The organism is Holospora curviuscula, assembly GCF_002930195.1.
Lineage (GTDB): Bacteria > Pseudomonadota > Alphaproteobacteria > Holosporales > Holosporaceae > Holospora > Holospora curviuscula.
In genome coordinates this window covers 45,263-62,049 of record NZ_PHHC01000064.1, presented here as the reverse complement: position 1 = coordinate 62,049, position 16,787 = coordinate 45,263, and the positions used below count along the sequence as shown (strand labels likewise).

The 16,787-nt window shown below is 35.1% G+C and carries 15 protein-coding genes and 1 tRNA gene; 12 read left to right on the top strand and 4 right to left on the bottom strand.

All coding sequences use genetic code 11. From position 1 onward, the window contains the following. Positions 1 to 399: 399 nt before the first annotated feature. Positions 400 to 558 carry a hypothetical protein gene (locus HCUR_RS08140; protein WP_165780612.1) on the bottom strand — a complete coding sequence of 53 codons (159 nt, stop codon included), beginning with the start codon at positions 556 to 558 and terminating at the stop codon, positions 400 to 402. A gap of 218 nt (positions 559 to 776) precedes the next feature. Here HCUR_RS08140 and rplU point away from each other — a divergent pair, with 218 nt between their 5' ends. Further along, positions 777 to 1,064 (top strand): 50S ribosomal protein L21, encoded by a 288-nt coding sequence (rplU, locus tag HCUR_RS01275; protein ID WP_104206392.1) that lies wholly within the window; start codon positions 777 to 779, stop codon positions 1,062 to 1,064. A gap of 36 nt (positions 1,065 to 1,100) precedes the next feature. Further along, a complete protein-coding gene (gene rpmA / locus HCUR_RS01270) occupies positions 1,101 to 1,358 on the top strand; it encodes a 50S ribosomal protein L27 (protein ID WP_104206391.1) in 258 nt (85 codons plus the stop codon). A gap of 84 nt (positions 1,359 to 1,442) precedes the next feature. Here rpmA and HCUR_RS01265 read toward each other — a convergent pair whose 3' ends face one another. Genes HCUR_RS01265 through HCUR_RS01255 form a run of 3 tightly spaced genes read right to left on the bottom strand, consistent with a single transcriptional unit; the run spans position 1,443 to position 3,876 of the window. Further along, positions 1,443 to 2,018 (bottom strand): helix-turn-helix domain-containing protein, encoded by a 576-nt coding sequence (locus HCUR_RS01265; RefSeq protein ID WP_104206390.1) that lies wholly within the window; start codon positions 2,016 to 2,018, stop codon positions 1,443 to 1,445. A gap of 21 nt (positions 2,019 to 2,039) precedes the next feature. After that, the gene (locus HCUR_RS01260) at positions 2,040 to 2,354 is read right to left on the bottom strand and encodes an HU family DNA-binding protein (RefSeq protein WP_207760851.1); all 315 of its coding nucleotides are present in this window, start codon (positions 2,352 to 2,354) and stop codon (positions 2,040 to 2,042) included. A gap of 28 nt (positions 2,355 to 2,382) precedes the next feature. Continuing rightward, positions 2,383 to 3,876 carry a hypothetical protein gene (locus HCUR_RS01255; protein ID WP_104206389.1) on the bottom strand — a complete coding sequence of 498 codons (1,494 nt, stop codon included), beginning with the start codon at positions 3,874 to 3,876 and terminating at the stop codon, positions 2,383 to 2,385. Between the two features lie 956 nt (positions 3,877 to 4,832). Here HCUR_RS01255 and HCUR_RS01250 point away from each other — a divergent pair. The 10 genes from HCUR_RS01250 (at position 4,833) to HCUR_RS01195 (ending at position 16,370) form a co-directional block, all read left to right on the top strand. Next, positions 4,833 to 6,560, top strand: a complete 1,728-nt coding sequence (locus tag HCUR_RS01250; RefSeq protein WP_104206388.1) for a ribonuclease J — start codon at positions 4,833 to 4,835, stop codon at positions 6,558 to 6,560. A 206-nt stretch (positions 6,561 to 6,766) separates the two neighbouring features. Beyond that, positions 6,767 to 7,528: an SDR family NAD(P)-dependent oxidoreductase gene (locus HCUR_RS01245; protein ID WP_104206387.1), complete on the top strand. Its 762-nt coding sequence runs from the start codon at positions 6,767 to 6,769 to the stop codon at positions 7,526 to 7,528. 734 nt (positions 7,529 to 8,262) lie between these two features. Continuing rightward, the gene (locus tag HCUR_RS01235) at positions 8,263 to 8,541 is read left to right on the top strand and encodes a hypothetical protein (RefSeq protein WP_104206385.1); all 279 of its coding nucleotides are present in this window, start codon (positions 8,263 to 8,265) and stop codon (positions 8,539 to 8,541) included. 2,605 nt (positions 8,542 to 11,146) lie between these two features. Then, positions 11,147 to 11,602: a hypothetical protein gene (locus tag HCUR_RS01225; protein WP_129591816.1), complete on the top strand. Its 456-nt coding sequence runs from the start codon at positions 11,147 to 11,149 to the stop codon at positions 11,600 to 11,602. Positions 11,603 to 12,161: 559 nt separating this feature from the next. Then, a complete protein-coding gene (locus HCUR_RS01220; protein ID WP_104206382.1) occupies positions 12,162 to 12,347 on the top strand; it encodes a hypothetical protein in 186 nt (61 codons plus the stop codon). 240 nt (positions 12,348 to 12,587) lie between these two features. Beyond that, a complete protein-coding gene (locus tag HCUR_RS01215) occupies positions 12,588 to 12,704 on the top strand; it encodes a transposase (protein WP_104206381.1) in 117 nt (38 codons plus the stop codon). A 503-nt stretch (positions 12,705 to 13,207) separates the two neighbouring features. Beyond that, complete coding sequence (locus HCUR_RS01210) at positions 13,208 to 14,071, top strand: LptA/OstA family protein (protein WP_104206380.1); 864 nt, start codon at positions 13,208 to 13,210, stop codon at positions 14,069 to 14,071. Further along, entirely contained in the window at positions 14,072 to 14,791 is a 720-nt protein-coding gene (gene lptB, locus HCUR_RS01205) for an LPS export ABC transporter ATP-binding protein (protein WP_104206379.1), read from the top strand. A gap of 938 nt (positions 14,792 to 15,729) precedes the next feature. Further along, a tRNA-Asp gene (locus HCUR_RS01200) sits at positions 15,730 to 15,803 on the top strand. A gap of 33 nt (positions 15,804 to 15,836) precedes the next feature. Continuing rightward, the gene (locus tag HCUR_RS01195) at positions 15,837 to 16,370 is read left to right on the top strand and encodes a biotin--[acetyl-CoA-carboxylase] ligase (RefSeq protein WP_165780610.1); all 534 of its coding nucleotides are present in this window, start codon (positions 15,837 to 15,839) and stop codon (positions 16,368 to 16,370) included. The last annotated feature ends 417 nt before the right edge of the window (positions 16,371 to 16,787 follow it).

The window sequence follows — 16,787 nt, the reverse complement described above, 5'->3', positions numbered from 1 at the left end:
GAAACGGTCTTAACAAGACAATTGAAATTTCAGAACCCCAGGATGGGCGGTATTTGCCAAAAGATGAGTCGTTGAACGAACCTTGGCTTGGCTCAATCATTATCTAAGATTGTCTAAAGCGTACGAAATGGCTGTAGCAGAAAATAGAGCGATGATCGCGCATTCTATGCGCTTGTTAAGGCGGATCGCTCATCCATAAATACAGACTCTAATAAATCATAATATCAATGCTACCTGCAAACTTTTACAACACTGAACGTTTTAAATCATTGGGTAGAAAATTTTTTGATCAAAGTGCTAAAAAAGGACCAAATTGTAGTTACGAATAACGCTTTTTTTCACAACTCTCAAAAAATGCAAAAATTCATTGAATCTATTGCTTTGAGGGTAATTTCCTCCTTATTCACTAGATCTAGACCCGATAGAAAAAAATTTTGGGCCAATATGAAGCGATGGATTAAAGATAAAATTACTGAGTGTGCGCATTTCTACACTACTTTTAAAACAGTGCTTTTCTACACCTAATCCAATATGATTGACGGATTGACGATATCCCATTTGTTCAATGTAACTATTCTTTGAACGATGAAAAAATTATGAGTCTATAGTCTCTAAGTAAAAATGTGACTGGTGTTAACCAGTCAATATTAGAAGCTTTTTGTACTGGTTTAGTTATTATCAAGAAAATTTTCACACTTAGACTCTAGTTAATCTTTCTGCAGCCTTGTCTTAGGATACGCTGCGTGTTATGATGAAAGAAAAATTTGGTTAGATACATGTACGTAGTTTTAAAAACTGGGGGAAAGCAATACCGCGTTGAACAAGGACGGTTTTTGGATGTGGAGCGTTTATCCTGTGATATTGGCGATGCATTGAATTTTCAAGGGTGGGCGGTGAACGCTGAAGAAGAAATATCACCTGCAAAGATTATAGCAACATCTCTTGGAGAAGTAAAAACAAAAAAAGTTTTAATCTTTAAAAAGAATCGTCGTCATAACTATCGAAGAAAGCGTGGACATAGACAAATTTTGACACGTATTCGTATTGAATCTGTAACGGCTTAATGGTAGATTTGAAGTATGTGATAAGAGAGGAATAAAATGGCACAAAAAAAAGGAAGTGGAACAGCGCGCAATGGTCGTGATTCTTCTGGACGTCGCTTGGGCGTTAAAAGATTTGACGGACAGGCAGTTAACGCTGGTACAATTATTTTACGTCAAAGAGGAACAAGAGTTCATCCCGGATTAAATGTTAGCCAAGGAAAAGACCATACTCTTTTTGCAAGAATTTCTGGCTATGTAAAATTTTGTATTAGAAGAGGAAAAAAAATCGTAAAAATTCTCACAGAACGATTTTAAATATCTCGTTAATAAATATTTTTACTCCTAAAGTGTTGCTGTCAATATAGTTGGCGTTCGTCCTTAGGAGATTTGATTTCAATGTTATAAACTATTAGAAGGAATAAGCAAAAAATAATCTTCTTCTCTTAGGATCCGATGATTACATAACTTTAGTTTTTTATTTAGTTGTCCAATATGAGTTTCTAAGGTATAGGTTTCTACAGATACGGTGTATTGCCAAATTTTCTGCAAAAGCTCTTCTTTGTGGACCTTTTTTTGATATTGGTGAAGAAAATGAATAAGAATTTTATACTCTTTTTCTCTCAAAGTAAAAAAAAATCCTTCTTTTGTAATCAAGGTCTTGTGATAGAGAGAAAATTCTTTTAAAACATATCCCACTTTTTCTTGAAGAGTAGTGAACTCCCCCAAAAACACTGAAAAAAATTCGGGTAGTTTATAAAATTTTTTAGAAATCCAATCTTCCCAAGTCAAGCAATTTTCTACTAAGTAAATACGTACTAGAACAGATTTATTTTTCCAACTTTCTTCTAGCTCTTCTATGGTTTGAGCAAAAATAAAAATAATTTCAGGAAAAATCTGATGAATTATTTCTTTCCATAGCATGCACCAATATAGCTCTCCACAACAGAAAATTTTTTGTTTTACAATCTGAATCATAAAAAAACGATGCAATAAACTTTAAAACTTTTTTACATTTTTTACTAAAGAGGCTGAAAGCGCAGACTTTAAATGCTTTCCTGGACGAAAAACTGGAACATGTACCGCGGGAACAGTAACAGGAGTTCCAGTTTTTGGATTTCTAGCGATCATTTCTGGTCTTAATCGTGATAAAAAGGATCCAAATCCTGTTAATCGCACAGAATTTCCTTCTTTTAATGTTTCGGTCACTGCTTCTAGAAATTGATCCAATACTTGATTTACTGTAGCTTTACTGAGCCCACTGGCCTCGGCTATTTTAGTCACAAGATCAATTTTTTTTATCCCGACTTTCATCGCTATCCTCCAAAATCTAATAGATTTTCTAAAATTTTACTTTTAATCCAGACAGTATTGCAGCAGCAGAATTGCTTGGAGTAGTAGGAAAAGGAAGCTTCGTCAATGCTGCACCCGCTGTCCCCATGTAAGGCCATGCAGGATTAGACATTTTGTAACTTATGGCCACCTCCACAAAACAATCTACACCATCCACTAAAGATTGATCTGCAGATAATACCCAAGCAGTTCCCTTTGCTTTTATGGGTTTTCCCTCTCCATTCGGCTGAAGAAAGCCAGTACAAGAACCGGTTCTTAAGTATGCTAAAGAAACTCCCCATTGGTTTTTTAACACATACCCCAGTCCTGTATTTAATGTATAGTTTTTCCCAGAAGAGCTTGAAGAATACATCATAGTAGGCAACGCCTCCTTTACACCAAGATCCGAAATTAGGTAAGGCGTCAACCCTGGCAAATCATTTTTTAAAAACCCAGAGCGTCCATTATAAATATATTCTACACCGAAACACCAAGGACCATAATGTGCATTCATAGCTACATCCCAACTGTTATTTTGGTAAACGTTTAAAAGCGGCTGTTGAGGGATAGCAGGACGCGTCCTTCCGTGTATACGTACAAATGATAATGCCATACCAAATAATTCTCGCTCTAAAGAATAACGCATAGACTGAGCAAAGCTATGCATGTCAAAAGACGCCTTCAAAGGATCTTTACTATTAAATGCAGTGTTCATCTTTGCTTCTCCCACCATAGATGTATTCGGTGTATAGGATAATCCAAACTGAACCGCACCCCAGGCTTTGATATCTCCAAAGTTTGGTGAAAAAAAAATAATCTTCGTGGCAACTCCCGTGTCTCCCTTCATGCTGGGAAACATGTACACACCGGTGGTAGGGTTCAGAAATCGACTCATGGCACCGTCTGTACCTCCTGTTCCCCTAAAAAATGCCACTGGACCTGCCACTGCTCGGTTTTCTACGCCTTTTGTGTTACCCAAAACCAACGTCCCGTAAAAAGTATCAATTTCTGCGGCAATCTCACGCACAGACTGTTTATTATCAGGATCTCCTGTCAAAGCAATGAAAACCGCAAACGTTCCCTCATTGGAAAAAAATGGCTGTTCCGCGCGCACCATAAATTGAGAATTATTAACGTTAAATTGACTTTTAGCGGCGTGAGAGTAAATCTTTTCCCCGCTTCCAAACAGCGCAGATAAATTAAAAATACCACTAGAAGAAGGTGGGGTAAACAACACTGTATAATTCGTTTTATTCTGTCCAAAAATCATTGCAAAGCTGGCTTTTCCTGAAAGCAATAGACGAAATCCCCCCTCTTGATTTCTTTCTTTTTTCTGTTCAAAAGACGCTTGATTTTTTTGAACAGAAGGAATATTTCCCATCCATTTTCGGTCCAAATTTTTTTCGTTTAAAGGATTCAAAGCTTTTTGTGCAGAAGAATCACTTAATCCAAATGATATGCCTGAAATGCCCAAAAAATACCCTAAAAAAATTGCATAGTGCATTGTGAGTATAAAAAAAATTAATTATATTTCGTACCTTATAGCATGCTTAAAGTTGATGTGTCAAGGAAAACTTTTATCTTTTGATAAGCAAAGTAACACAAAATTTATTGGCTTGTCCAAATTATTTTTATTTAGTAATTAAGCATTGTAGTAAGGCTTTATATCATTTAGTACATTCAGGTAATGTTGCGGTTAATTTATCGTTTCATATGAGCCCAGACTTTCTCAATAGGGTTAGGTTGGGAAAATATAGTAATAAAAACACTAGCCCGAAGCCAAGCGATTTTATCAATGCTTTTGTCTTATAAACGTTACGGAATTAGGTGTGATCGATAATTAGGTTAGATTTTAGAGCGTTGATTCAACACTGCTTCTCCCTAAATTTGTGGTACAGGATCCGTTAAACATCATGAGCACTATTTAGATTGATGATTCACTAATCCAGCTATACTATGAGAGTATTTTGTACTTTTTGCCACGCTTCTTACCAACGAATGTTTCATTTGTTTTACCCCACCTTCTGTCTTTTTAAATCTTCGTCTCTATACAAAGCTTGTCAATATTATATATTCTATTTCACTTTACTTTAAATCTATTTTGTATTGTTTTCTTGCTGTTTCCTATTGCCTTTTTGTCATTTTCTTCCAAACATCCCATTTTCAAGCTAAATTAATATACTAAAGTGGTGTACTTAATCCTCTCTTTTTTGAAAAACATTCTAATAAGCAAGTCTAAAAATTAACTATTCTTTGTTTTGGAGCATTGAAATTAATAATCTGAAGAAAGTTTAAAAATTCTTAATTAATTTACAGACCTAACCGCTTTATTCTCAGAAATACGCACCATAACACCCCTTTAAAAAAAATTATTAAAAAATTTGAATGACAAAAAAAATATAATGTGGTACAATTCAAGCAAGAAAGAGAAAAAAAATTTCTCAATAACAAGGAGCTAAAATGCTACACCATGAGCAATTAGCCCACTGGGGACAAGATGTACCCCGTTTGTCTTGTTTAGACAAAATAGAGGGGCTTTATTTTTTACCACTAGGAGGATCAGATGAAATTGGAATGAACCTAAACCTTTATGGGTACGGCGCTCCTGATCAACTCACTCAGTGGATTATTGTAGACTTGGGTGTGAGTTTTTCTCATACTCCCGATCGTGTCATTGCTCCAGATATCCGTCCATTTCTGGAGGTAACGCATCCTGAGCAAATTAAGGCTATTGTTTTAACCCATGGACATGAAGATCATATTGGTGCCCTGCCTTATTTACATCACTTGCTTCCTCCACTGCCCATTTACGCAACTCCCTTTACTGCATTTCTTTTACAACAAAAAGCGTTAGAGGCTAAAGTAGCCATGAATATTCAAGAAATTCCTGTGGGGGGGTCCGTAGAAATTGGTCCTTTTGAGATTCAGTATGTTGGCTTAACCCATTCTATTCCTGAATCTAATGGAATACTTGTACGGACTCCAAAAGGGAGTATTTTTCATACAGGAGATTGGAAGATTAGTCGCGAAACCATGGTAGGGGGAAGCATTTGCGAACGTACATTGCGTTCCATTGGTGATCAAAATATTAAAGCTATCGTCTGTGATTCCACAACAGTTTTTGAAGAAGGGTTTTCCGGTTCAGAAGTGGACGTATCCCACCGCTTAATTGCGTGCGTAAAAACCCTACCACAAGGTCGAGTTGTCATTGGGTGTTTTGCCTCTAACGTAGAACGATTAACCAGTTGTTATCTCGCCGCAAAAGCTTCGGGCCGCGTTCCTATTTTGGCGGGACGTTCTTTACAACGCATTGCAAAAGCAGCACTTCATTGTGGGTATTTTACACCGGATATGCACTTTTTGGAAGCCAAAGATATGGGAAACATTCCCCCTGAAAAACAATTAATTATCGCAACAGGTAGCCAAGGAGAACCAAAAGCAGCCTTAACTGCTATGGCTAACGGAACCCATCATTTTCTGAGTTTGGATGAGGGGGATCATGTAATTTTTTCTTGTCGCGTTATTCCAGGTAATGAAAAAGCTGTATTTTCCCTTCAAAACAGTTTAACTGCTAAAGGAATTAATGTGATTACCAGTAAAACTGCTGGAGAGATTCATGTTTCTGGGCATCCCTACCGAGAAGAATTGCGACAAATGTACAGTTGGATTCGCCCTAAAATTAGCATTCCCACTCATGGAGAGGCGCGTCATTTGCGGGAACACGCAAATTTTGCAAAATCTTTAGGAGTTCCTCATAGTGCATGTATTGGAAATGGTATGGTACTTCGACTAGATGAAGAAATTCCAAAAGTTGTAGGGTTTATTTCCCATGGAAAGCTTTTGGTGGATGGTAAACAACGTCTTATTCCTGAAAATGGAAATGAAATGAACGAACGTTTTGCTTTACTGGAAAAGGGAATCGTATTTATCAGTCGCCACACTCGTAAAGGCAATAGGATTCAGATCATTGTTTCTTTTGAGGGATTGTTCGAACGCCATGAGCGAAAAGTTTGGAGCAATGAAATTCGTAAACGTGTACTTCAATGTTATGGACCGAAGCCTACTTTTGATACTCCAGAAGCGCTGGAACGCTATGATGAGGGGCTAAAACCCCGTATTGAAAACAAAATTCGTCAACTTTTTCGTCAACGTATTGGGAAAGAGCCTATTATTTGTGTTCATATATAATCATTTTTTTAAAATAATCTAACATTTTGCCCTAGAATGAGGACAGGGGGGTATCATGGTAATCTTTCTTAAGATAATCAAGACATTATCACAGATGAGAAGTGGTACCCTTCGAGAAAATTAAATAATAAAACAACTGATATGTTGATTCCAAACATAAGTTGTGATACATTCTCATCGCTTAATATTTTTTGTGAGAATATGTTATGGTACCAAACTCTGTTGCGCTTATTGTAGGGGGGTCTAGTGGTATGGGGTTAGCAGCCGCTAAAAAACTCTCTCATCATGTAGAGAACATATGGATTACAGGAAGAGATACGGCACGTCTTTTTCAGGCAGAACAAGAGCTTTCTGTCAACTCTCCGATGTGCTCTGTGCGCACTAGTGCTTTGGATTTAAAGGATATGCACAGCGTAAAGCGTTTTATTGAAGAGGTGGATCATCAAAGTCTTCATATTCGCTACTTACTGAACAGTGCCGGCTTTTTTTATCCTATTAGTTTTTTAGATCATACTGAAAAAGATTACGATGACCAAATAAATTTTAATAAAGGATTCTTTTTTGTTACTCAAGCAGTTGTAAGAAACATGAAGCATCATCATCAAGGAAGTATCGTAAACATTGGCTCGATGTGGGCGTTACAAGCTATTAAAGAAACGCCTTCAACAGCATATTCTATGCAAAAAGCAGGACTTCATGGGATGACAAAAAATCTTGCTATAGAGCTGGCAGAGTATCAAATTCGCGTTAATGCTGTGGCGCCCGCTGTCGTTCCTAGTCCTGCTTATAACGCGTTTACAAATGAAGAAAAAGTCAGAGAACATTTCTCCACTTTTCATCCGCTAGGACGTACTGGAACACCAGATGATGTAGCGAGTGCCATTGAATTTTTACTTTCTAATCAAGCAAGCTGGATTACTGGGGTTATTTTAAGTGTAGATGGAGGGGTAATGGCAGGAAGAAACTAGACTTTTTTAAACCAGTTTATTTAGTATACTCAAATCAACAGTATAGCGATGGTCAGCATAGTTATTGGAGATACACTCTAGAAAAAATTAGAGCAGCCTTTACTCATACGCACAACAAAGAAGTGTAGGCCTAAAAAGAACTGGCTTTTTTTAAGCTTTATACTTAGTGATGCGCCTGGGGGGTACCTTAGGACGATTTTCCAGAACATAGGTCATACAAAATCGTTTAGTAATAGCTGAAATAGTTGTTGTTATGGGATACTGGCTGGCAATCTTAAAAAAAGATGACCATCACGCAGGGCCCAGGATAAATGAAAAACGTTGACGAAAGACAATATGCAATGATCAAAATTTTGGTGCGAAAATACATAAAAAACTTGCTTTATTTCAAATAAACAAGCTAAAAAAAACATAACTTTTCCCCTAGAAAAACTTTTTTTATTTATACTTACAAGTTTATTAAGCATAAATTAATCTAATATTTATCTTTTTTACTATTTCTAGTATGATTTTGAAGTGTTAATTTTTGTATTAAGACACTATATGGTTTCTTAGAGATTTTTATTTTTATAGTACACTACTCTTGTCCGACATTCAATCTGATTGACTATACAGGGCCCCCTCGTAACAATAAATATTTGAAAAAAGAAAAATAATAAGGGAATGCCTTGAAGGGTGAACCATTTAAGGTAAGGTTCATTATTGGATTGGCTGAATAGTAAAGGATCCATTCCATGGGTAAAGGAGGACATTATCTATTCTCTCTCAAAGCTAAGCAGAAAAATCTTTTAGATGATGTGACGCGATATTTTGAAAAAGCATCCTTAGAAGCGCTCAAATATTGCTCAAATTATGATAAGGGGAACGCTAGGGTTGAAGTTAGAAAATGCTCGGTAAGTCAGGATAGTCAATGGCTCATCTTAAATACTCCTAATGGGCGTTCTATTAAAAGCATTACGCGGATAGAATCCGCTCGTGAGATAAAAGGTAAGTGTTCTAGTGAAGCGCGGTAGTATGTGTCTTCTTTAGAAGCCACTCTTGAAACAATGCTCTCATATATTAGAAGTCATTGGGCCTTACATTGGGTAGTAGATAGGTCATTTGGTGAGGATCAAAAGAGAATACGGAAGGAAAACGCTCGCCACGGTAGGCAATAAGCAGGAATATAGCTCTGAACAAGCTCAGATGCTAGGACAATCAATCAAGAGGTTCAGAAAAATGAGGGGGCTGGAGTGAGGACATACTTTTCTATATCTTGAAACAAAATTTTTTTATGAGGTGGCCCTGATTTACTATAAGTAGATCATTTTGCACTAGGTGCGAAATCATGGTAAAATAAAGAAAATGTCCATAAGTCCATAAAGTAACAATTTAAACAAATAGAATAGTATTACCTGAGTAAACAAAAAACACAAAAAAAGAAGATAGAGTAATTGAGATAAGAAAAAAAATTAACATGCTGGAGAAAGTTTAGAATATAAATGTAAACTGAATTATTCAAAAGTAAAATTATTTGTCAAAAATCATGAGAATACTAAATATGAAGGATATTGGGGCTAATTTTACGACAAACCAAAGATATGCTACAGTAGTATTAAAAAAGCTAAAATTTAACGATAAAAACTTTTTTCTCTGGGGAAGTAGACCAAGAAAAGTGAGATGGATATCTAGAAATTATAAAAAAAATACTGAAAAAAGTCTTGTATCTATTGAATAAAGTAGTATTCATATAGTAATTTATCTTAAAAATAGTATTAGATGTGTTATAATTATCAGAAAATGACAAAAAGACAATAGATATGAATAAGAAGACAATAAAGCTTAGAATTAAAGAAAAAAATAATAGAATAAATAATAATTATGCAATGATCACAAGAACCGCACCAACTTACGGCGATTAAAAGTAGCGTAAGTAGAGAGTGGATACGTTAAGAAAAAGAAGAAGTCATCAAGCCTAAAGTATGATTAGGCAGAAAAAGAACCATAAATTCAAATTTTCTAAAATGTATGTTGAAAATAACGAAGATAAACCATGACTAAAGATGGCTGTTTTATTTAGTGCAAGCATTACTTTTGGCTATAGAAGACTTAAAAAACTAGGATTTAGCGATAAAAAGCTTTTTTCTTTGAGGAGTTTTCTGAAGAAAAGCCAAATAAATATCAAAAAACAATAAAATATATAGTGCTTGAAAGTCTTCTATAGAGTAACGAGCGTAGTATAGAAATAATTATTTCAAAAGATAGAGGGTTGGGTAAGAGCAGTTAAACACTGGTTAGTAAAAAGCGTGATAATTATCACAAAAAAAACCTTAATATAGCGGGACTCATGAATAATCAATCTATAGGACCCATAACGAGTCTTGCACTATGAATTATTTTAACTATTAGGGGAAAAAGTGTTGAATTGAAGCGCTAAACCCCGCACAAGGGGTGATTTTAGATCATGTCTCATTCCATAATGCGTATAAGACAAAAGAATTGATGTAATTGATTAACTGTGGGCTAGTGTTCTTACTGCCATATTCGTTTGACCTGAGCCTTATTGTGCTATTCTGGGCTGCTATGAAACGATTCATTAAGGATAGAGTTACAGAATTTGCTCAGTGATATGAGGCTATAGTACGCTTCTTTTGCGCACCTAATACGATATGATTTACTATATAACAGTGTCTAAATCTAAGGTTGATAGGTATTGGTAAACCTTTATCTTTTTCAAACTCGGAACGATCAATTTTTCAGGGTATTTTCCGTTTAAATTCACCAAAGAGAAACTACTTCTTTTTGTATGAGACCATTAAGATTTTTGCAACTCTTTTGATGAGGTTCCATCAGGCAGATTTTGGGTGTTAGATGCAAAAACTTTTTAAGCTCAAGGTATAGGATCATCCTAAATACATCAAGTCCCTATTGACGCTTTACATAACGCTGATTCGTCATGCTCTTAGCATGGAGAGTATTGGTAATCAATGTTCAAATATTATCTATAGTATCTCAAGATATTTTTGGTTTTTTTAGCGGTCCTTGATACCTAAAATCTTTTCCGCATCCAGTTTGAATTTTTTCTCAAGATATCAACACTTAAAACTTTGTCAGTTCGGGAAGCAATAATTGTTTATAACCGTCTTGTTTTTCCTCTATTTTTCCTATAAGCCTAAGGAGCCCAATATTTCTTGCATAGCTTGCTTTTCCTTTCATAAAAAAGCTTTTTTCTTTACTCTACTCGATCAAGCTTATTTCTTCATTTGCATACTGAGAAATAGTAGAATTCACTTATTTTAGTAGCTCTTGATGATTTTTGTAGTAATAGAAGTGTTTTTTTATTTTTAGACAAAATATATTATGACTTCAATGCTTGTCATGCCTTAATCTAATCCTTATGTTAAATGCGGTTTTCTCAAGTTTTAAGAATTCTAGACGTCTACTCATTCTTTTTTTTCTTGACATTATCTCAACGCATCAAAAAAAATAAAATTTTTTTAATATATGGATGTTTTTTTGTAAAAAATACTACAAAATGATAAATAAATCTTGTTTTGATAGTACGGTGATCAAGTGTATACGTTTTTAGGAATACTGGGGCTACTTTTCATAATATTTCAGGGGACGAACGGCTTTGCTTTGGAGATAAATGATAAGATGCTCCCCCTGGAGGAAACAGAAAAGTATATTCCTAATATTAATCCTCAGGCTTTGAATGATCTCACTACGTTGCCGAATTTAAAAGAATCTGGGTATATTATGTCTTGTAAAGATATGATTTTAAAAATGCCTCCTATGCCTAACGATCCGGATGTAAATCTTATTTATCTTAATACCTATACTTGGTGTATGATGCAAGCCATTTTAAAAACCTTTTTGGAGGCCCACAAAGACGTGTCAGATACGGGCCGAGGTAGGCAGGAAATTCTTGATGCACTTTCTACACTTTCTTCTTTTCTTCCTGCACTTTTATTATCCTATCACTATACTATTCCTTGTTTTGCTGCTGGATTGAGAGAAAAATTAATGCAACAACAATCGGAAATCCAACAGGGCTTTCCAGAAATACCTCAAATTCCCACTCATTTTCCATAAGAAACGTTTTTGTTTGCGTAATCAAAATCTTGAAGGCTTAAAGTCTTATAGCAAACACTATGCATTAACTACTTTTGTAATAAACCTGGTGTGTAAAGAGCAAATTTAAGATAAATAGATTAAAGTCAGTTAAAAAAGTAAGATAATATGGGGATAAAATAAACAAGCATCAAAAAACGTCCAAGAGCTTTTTTCAGAACATGTGATGTGACACCGCAGCAGGCATAAAAAATAAGCTAAGCAGCCTATTTTTTGTGGAAAAAGTAAAGTATGGATTACTAAAAAAGACCGGGGTCTAATTTTTAACGTTGTCTCTTTATTGCTCAACCTATATAGTGAAATAAGTAAAAAATATTTATAATAAAATAAAAGACAATAATATTTAAATATGTTGTATTCATTAGAGTTTCGTCGTAAGAGTTTAGAAATTAAGAAGAAAGAAGGGGGGGGGAGCTATAAGAAATCGGGTAGACGTTTTTGAAATGGGTAAGCAGACTATAGAGGGAGTAGGCGTTTAGAACCGAATTTAGTTCGGTCTAAGCCAGACAGCACAATTGACATGGACTGTTTAGAACACGATATCACGATAGATCCTGATACCTATCAGCCAGAGCGAGCGGCGCGCTTTAGGGTTAACACTGTTTGCATTTTGAAAGCCCTGAGACGTCTTGGTATTCGCGATAAAAACCTTCAATCCTCCAAAGGCGGATCCAGAAAAAAGATCTGTATTGTAGTAAAAGCGTGATGAATTAAACAAAAAAGTTGATTAACGTGGAGTTGCTCATGATATGTCAAGAACTCACGAATATTCTGTAAAAGGGAAACGTTGTTACGGAAAACAGGATTGGGGTGCCAAAAATAGAACAAATGTGTAGAACAAAGGGCATAAGCGCTTTGAAGGACTCTATTTTAAGGGCCATTGGACTGCGTACGGGTTCTGTAGAGCTATTGACTTGTTAAGCCAAAAAATTGTAGTGATGTTGTCATGGATAATGCTGCTTTCCATCAAGGTAAAGCTATGCAGAAAATGATTAAGGATTCTGGTCATAATTTACTTTACCTTCCGCTTTATTTTCCTGATCTTAATCTCATTGAGAAATGATGGGCTCATGCTACACAGAGAAAACGTTCTACAAATTCTTCAATTTATTCGCTGTTATCTATAACTATTCTATAGTTATTTTGCTATAATATATCTAATCCTATTTTTAATATAAATTACTGTAGTAATCAGAGATAGCACCCTTGATATTTTATATTTGACTTTTTCTTTTCTTGCTGGAATTGATATAATGACTAAAAGCAATGTCGAAACTTTCTAGTACCTAGACACAAAAAATTTTCTCAAAAAATGTGAAAGACGTGATAAAAGTAAAAGATTAATCGTTGTACGCACACCATGACCGCTATTTCTGTTCTTTTTCCTAGCTATTAATTGGCGACTCTTTAAAATGCTTTCTTAATTTTTTTATAGATATGGACATACTCTTTGAGCAAAGCCACCCATGAAATAGTAAACAATATTTAAATAAAGCACTCTTGCTTCTAGAAAGATTTTGGTTGAATTTGTTCTATTATTGCTTTAGAATAAAAAAAAGAAGACCATTGAGAAAATTAATAAAATTAAATCAAAGTTTTATCCTATGGATTGCAATATACCCCGTGGTGCTGTGTACACCATCCCATCATATTCCTGCGATAGAGATTCAAGCCCGAGAAAACGTTCAGTTTTTTTTAGAAAAAAAATGTTGTGTTGCGCGGGGAGACGTGTGTCTTAAACAAGGAGAAACCCAAATCGTTTGTCAAAAAATTGAAATTTTCTTCAAAGACTCTGTAATACACAAAGTACCGGAAATTCACCATATTATTGCCACTGGCAATGTTGTGATGCGGCGCGGATCCAGCGAACTAAAGGCGGATGACTTTATATTTTATGTTGATACCCAAACCTTTGTAGCGCAATCGTATTCTCCAACGAATGTAAAATTTTTTCAACATGATCGCCAGGTTTCTGTGCAAGCCCAGCAAATTCGGTATCATTTGAGTACTCAAAAAGGTATTGCAAAGGGGTGTACACGTTTAACCCATGCTAAAGGATGGCTGCAATCGGAAGAAATTTTTTTTGTCTTTTCTCATACTCCTTCCCAATCTTTTAACTCCGTTTTTCCAATAGATTCTTTAAATAAAAAGGGTAAACTTTTAGCTCACGCTAAAGGTAATGTTTTAGTTGTGTATGAAGATTGGAAAAGTAGCTCAAAAGAAGCGTTTTATGATCAAATATTAGATAGAATTTGGTTAACTGGATCAGTGCATGCAGCAAAAGGTACTGAAACTTTTGGAATCACTCAGAATGCTATTTTAGATTTAAAAAAAAATTGCTATAGAGTAAAATCTTCTCCCGCATGTGTTTCTGTACTACGAATTCCTGTAGGTCAAGGAATTTCTTTTAAACACCGAAAGAGAAAGTAAATGGATTTTTTTGCTCACAATCTATGGTACAGCTTTAGAAAAAAGCATATTGTTCAAGAAGTTTCCTTACGGGTATCTTCTGGAGAGAGTGTTGCGCTCTTGGGCCCAAACGGTGCGGGAAAAACATCAACTTTTTTATTAATGTCTGGCCTTATCTTACCTTCTAAGGGATCTATTTTTCTTAATGAAAAAAACGTGACACTTTGGCCCTTATATCGAAAAGCTCGGTTAGGAATTCGATATTTGCCTCAAGAAAGCTCAATATTTCGAGATTTAACTGTAGAAAATAACCTAAAGATTATTTTGGAACGTATGTATCTCTCCATAAAAGATCAAAAATTTCATCTTGAACAACTTTTGAATGATTTTCATTTAAACGCTCAGCGTAAATACGTAGGTGGTGTTTTGTCCGGAGGAGAAAGACGACGATTAGAGATTGCCCGAGCACTCATTGGAGAGCCTAAATTTTTGCTTTTGGATGAACCATTTGCAGGCATTGATCCTCGATCCATTGAAGATGTGCAAGGACTGATTCGTGGCTTAAAACAACGAAATATCGGAATATTAATCACTGATCATAATGTGCGAGAAACTTTAAGTCTTGTGGATCGTGTGTATATTATGTTTGAAGGGAGAGTTTTAAAGGAAGGTACCCCAGAAGCAGTATTACAAAGCGATAAGGTACGTTCAGTATATCTTGGCGATACCTTTAGTCTATAGAAAGTCTTGATTCATTAAATAAAGTTTGAGCTTAAGCTAAAAATTTAATCAAATTAAGCGAAGAATGGAGCACATCAAACCCATTTCTCTTAGGGCGCGATTTGGTTTGTAAGCGGTATAGTATAATTGAGACTTTCTCAAGGAATCTGCCCAACCTTAACCAAATCTTGTAAGCTTAGCATTCTATTCGGTGCAAAAAGAGGGGATTATAAAAAGAAAAATAACACAGAATTCATATAGCAAAAATTTCAGGAAGAAAATAATAAATTACCTCAATAAAACAAAAAAAATAAAAAGAAGCGTCAAAAACTTTTGACTTTTTGGATTCATAGAAATAGAACAACTACATGAATAATAAATATAAAAAAAATAAAAACTATAAAAAACAATAAAATTTAAATTATAAAAGTACGCTTGATTATAAAAACCTATATTCACGATTTAAATAAAATTTGATACAAAATGAGGATAAAGTAGATTTAACCAAAAATTAATAAAAAGTTTTTACTACACCAACCTAAAGCGTAAGTATTCTTAAAAACAATTATCAAATACTGTACTATAGAGTCAAACACGTATAAAAAGATCCTATAGTAATTTAGCTTGAAGATAATAGTTCAAACAATTGAAGTAAGGTATTGTATAATGCAGTATATTGAGTGATGTTGCATTTAATCCATCGTTTCATAGTAACCCGGACTTTTTCAGTTGGGTTTAGATCAAACGAATATGGTGGTAAAACACTAGCTCGAAGCCAAGAGATTCTAGCGCTTTGATTCAACACCGTTCTCTCCAATGATTAAAAAGCTAAACAATTAATGATGATTTTAAATGAATCTTGTTTAAATTCTTAGCCTAGATAAACACAGATTTTTTCTAAAAAGAGCATTTATTCCATTGACAAGAAAAAATATTTCTGAAATAATGGACCAGGTATAGGGGATGTAGCTCAATTGGTTAGAGCGCCGGCCTGTCACGTCGGAGGTCGCGGGTTCGAGTCCCGTCGTTCCCGCTTCCCTTACAATGTCTTATTTGTGTACTTGAATTGATTTATTTTGTTTTTCCTAAAGCGGTGTCTACTCAAGCGCTTGCCTTTGATTACTATACAGAACGAGGTATACCTGAAACTACTGTTGTATTTAGAGCTTTGGTGCAGACTCAAGGGTACGGACAGCGCGGTTCAGTTTGGAAGTCTCCGGCAGGGAATCTTTTTTTATCTGTTTTGTTTCCAATTTTTGCTCACCCAAGGTATCTTTCTGAATTGACTCTAATAGGGGCATTTTCTGTAATTCAGGTTTTACAAGAACACGGTATTAATGCCCAACTGAAATATCCAAATGATGTTTTTGTGCAACATAAAAAAATTTCAGGTCTTTTGGGACAAGTCTTTCATACTGAACATTCTGTTTGGGCGGGTATTTTAGGCCTAGGGCTGAATGTTAATTGTGCGCCTAATATCCAGTGTAGTATGTACCAGGCTACAAGTTTACAAGAAATTTCTCAAAGTACTTGGGACTTGGAATATATAACCCACAAAATTCTACGTACTTTCATTATAAAGCTTCAACACGTTCCTTAGATTAAGCATAAAAGCATAGTAATACATTGCTTTTTATAAGGTTTCAAAATTTTTTAACCTTTAGAGAGTTTTTTTACTTATGTATTGTTTTGGAAAACGTAACAGAGCGTGTCGACATTTGAGTTTACTTTAGAATTATGAGTGCTGTAGCAAAATGAACGAAAGAAAAAAAAGCGTGTTCAAATGTGTCATATCTGGGTGCAACGCGCCTGAAATGGGTTAACTTGTTGAACATTGGCTCGACTAGAGTGCGTTCTTTATAAAGATCTGCGTCAAATTCTCTGAGATTTTTTTTCCATGGATTGTGGGGGATAACGGCTTTGTTGCGGCCAGCATAATGAACAAGGTCATCGGCATCGTAACATTTTATCCGTCAATAGCGTTTTAAAGTCAAAATTGTTCGTTAAGTTTGTTCGT

Coding starts and splice junctions, on each gene's coding strand:
- HCUR_RS08140 (WP_165780612.1), bottom strand. CDS start 558: ATGGGATATCGTCAATCCGTCAATCATATTGGATTAGGTGTAGAAAAG.
- HCUR_RS01215 (WP_104206381.1), top strand. CDS start 12,588: ATGGATAATGCTGCTTTCCATCAAGGTAAAGCTATGCAGAAAATGATT.
- HCUR_RS01260 (WP_207760851.1), bottom strand. CDS start 2,354: ATGAAAGTCGGGATAAAAAAAATTGATCTTGTGACTAAAATAGCCGAG.
- HCUR_RS01220 (WP_104206382.1), top strand. CDS start 12,162: ATGGACTGTTTAGAACACGATATCACGATAGATCCTGATACCTATCAG.
- lptB (WP_104206379.1), top strand. CDS start 14,072: ATGGATTTTTTTGCTCACAATCTATGGTACAGCTTTAGAAAAAAGCAT.
- HCUR_RS01250 (WP_104206388.1), top strand. CDS start 4,833: ATGCTACACCATGAGCAATTAGCCCACTGGGGACAAGATGTACCCCGT.
- rplU (WP_104206392.1), top strand. CDS start 777: ATGTACGTAGTTTTAAAAACTGGGGGAAAGCAATACCGCGTTGAACAA.
- HCUR_RS01245 (WP_104206387.1), top strand. CDS start 6,767: ATGGTACCAAACTCTGTTGCGCTTATTGTAGGGGGGTCTAGTGGTATG.
- HCUR_RS01265 (WP_104206390.1), bottom strand. CDS start 2,018: ATGATTCAGATTGTAAAACAAAAAATTTTCTGTTGTGGAGAGCTATAT.
- HCUR_RS01255 (WP_104206389.1), bottom strand. CDS start 3,876: ATGCACTATGCAATTTTTTTAGGGTATTTTTTGGGCATTTCAGGCATA.
- HCUR_RS01235 (WP_104206385.1), top strand. CDS start 8,263: ATGGGTAAAGGAGGACATTATCTATTCTCTCTCAAAGCTAAGCAGAAA.
- rpmA (WP_104206391.1), top strand. CDS start 1,101: ATGGCACAAAAAAAAGGAAGTGGAACAGCGCGCAATGGTCGTGATTCT.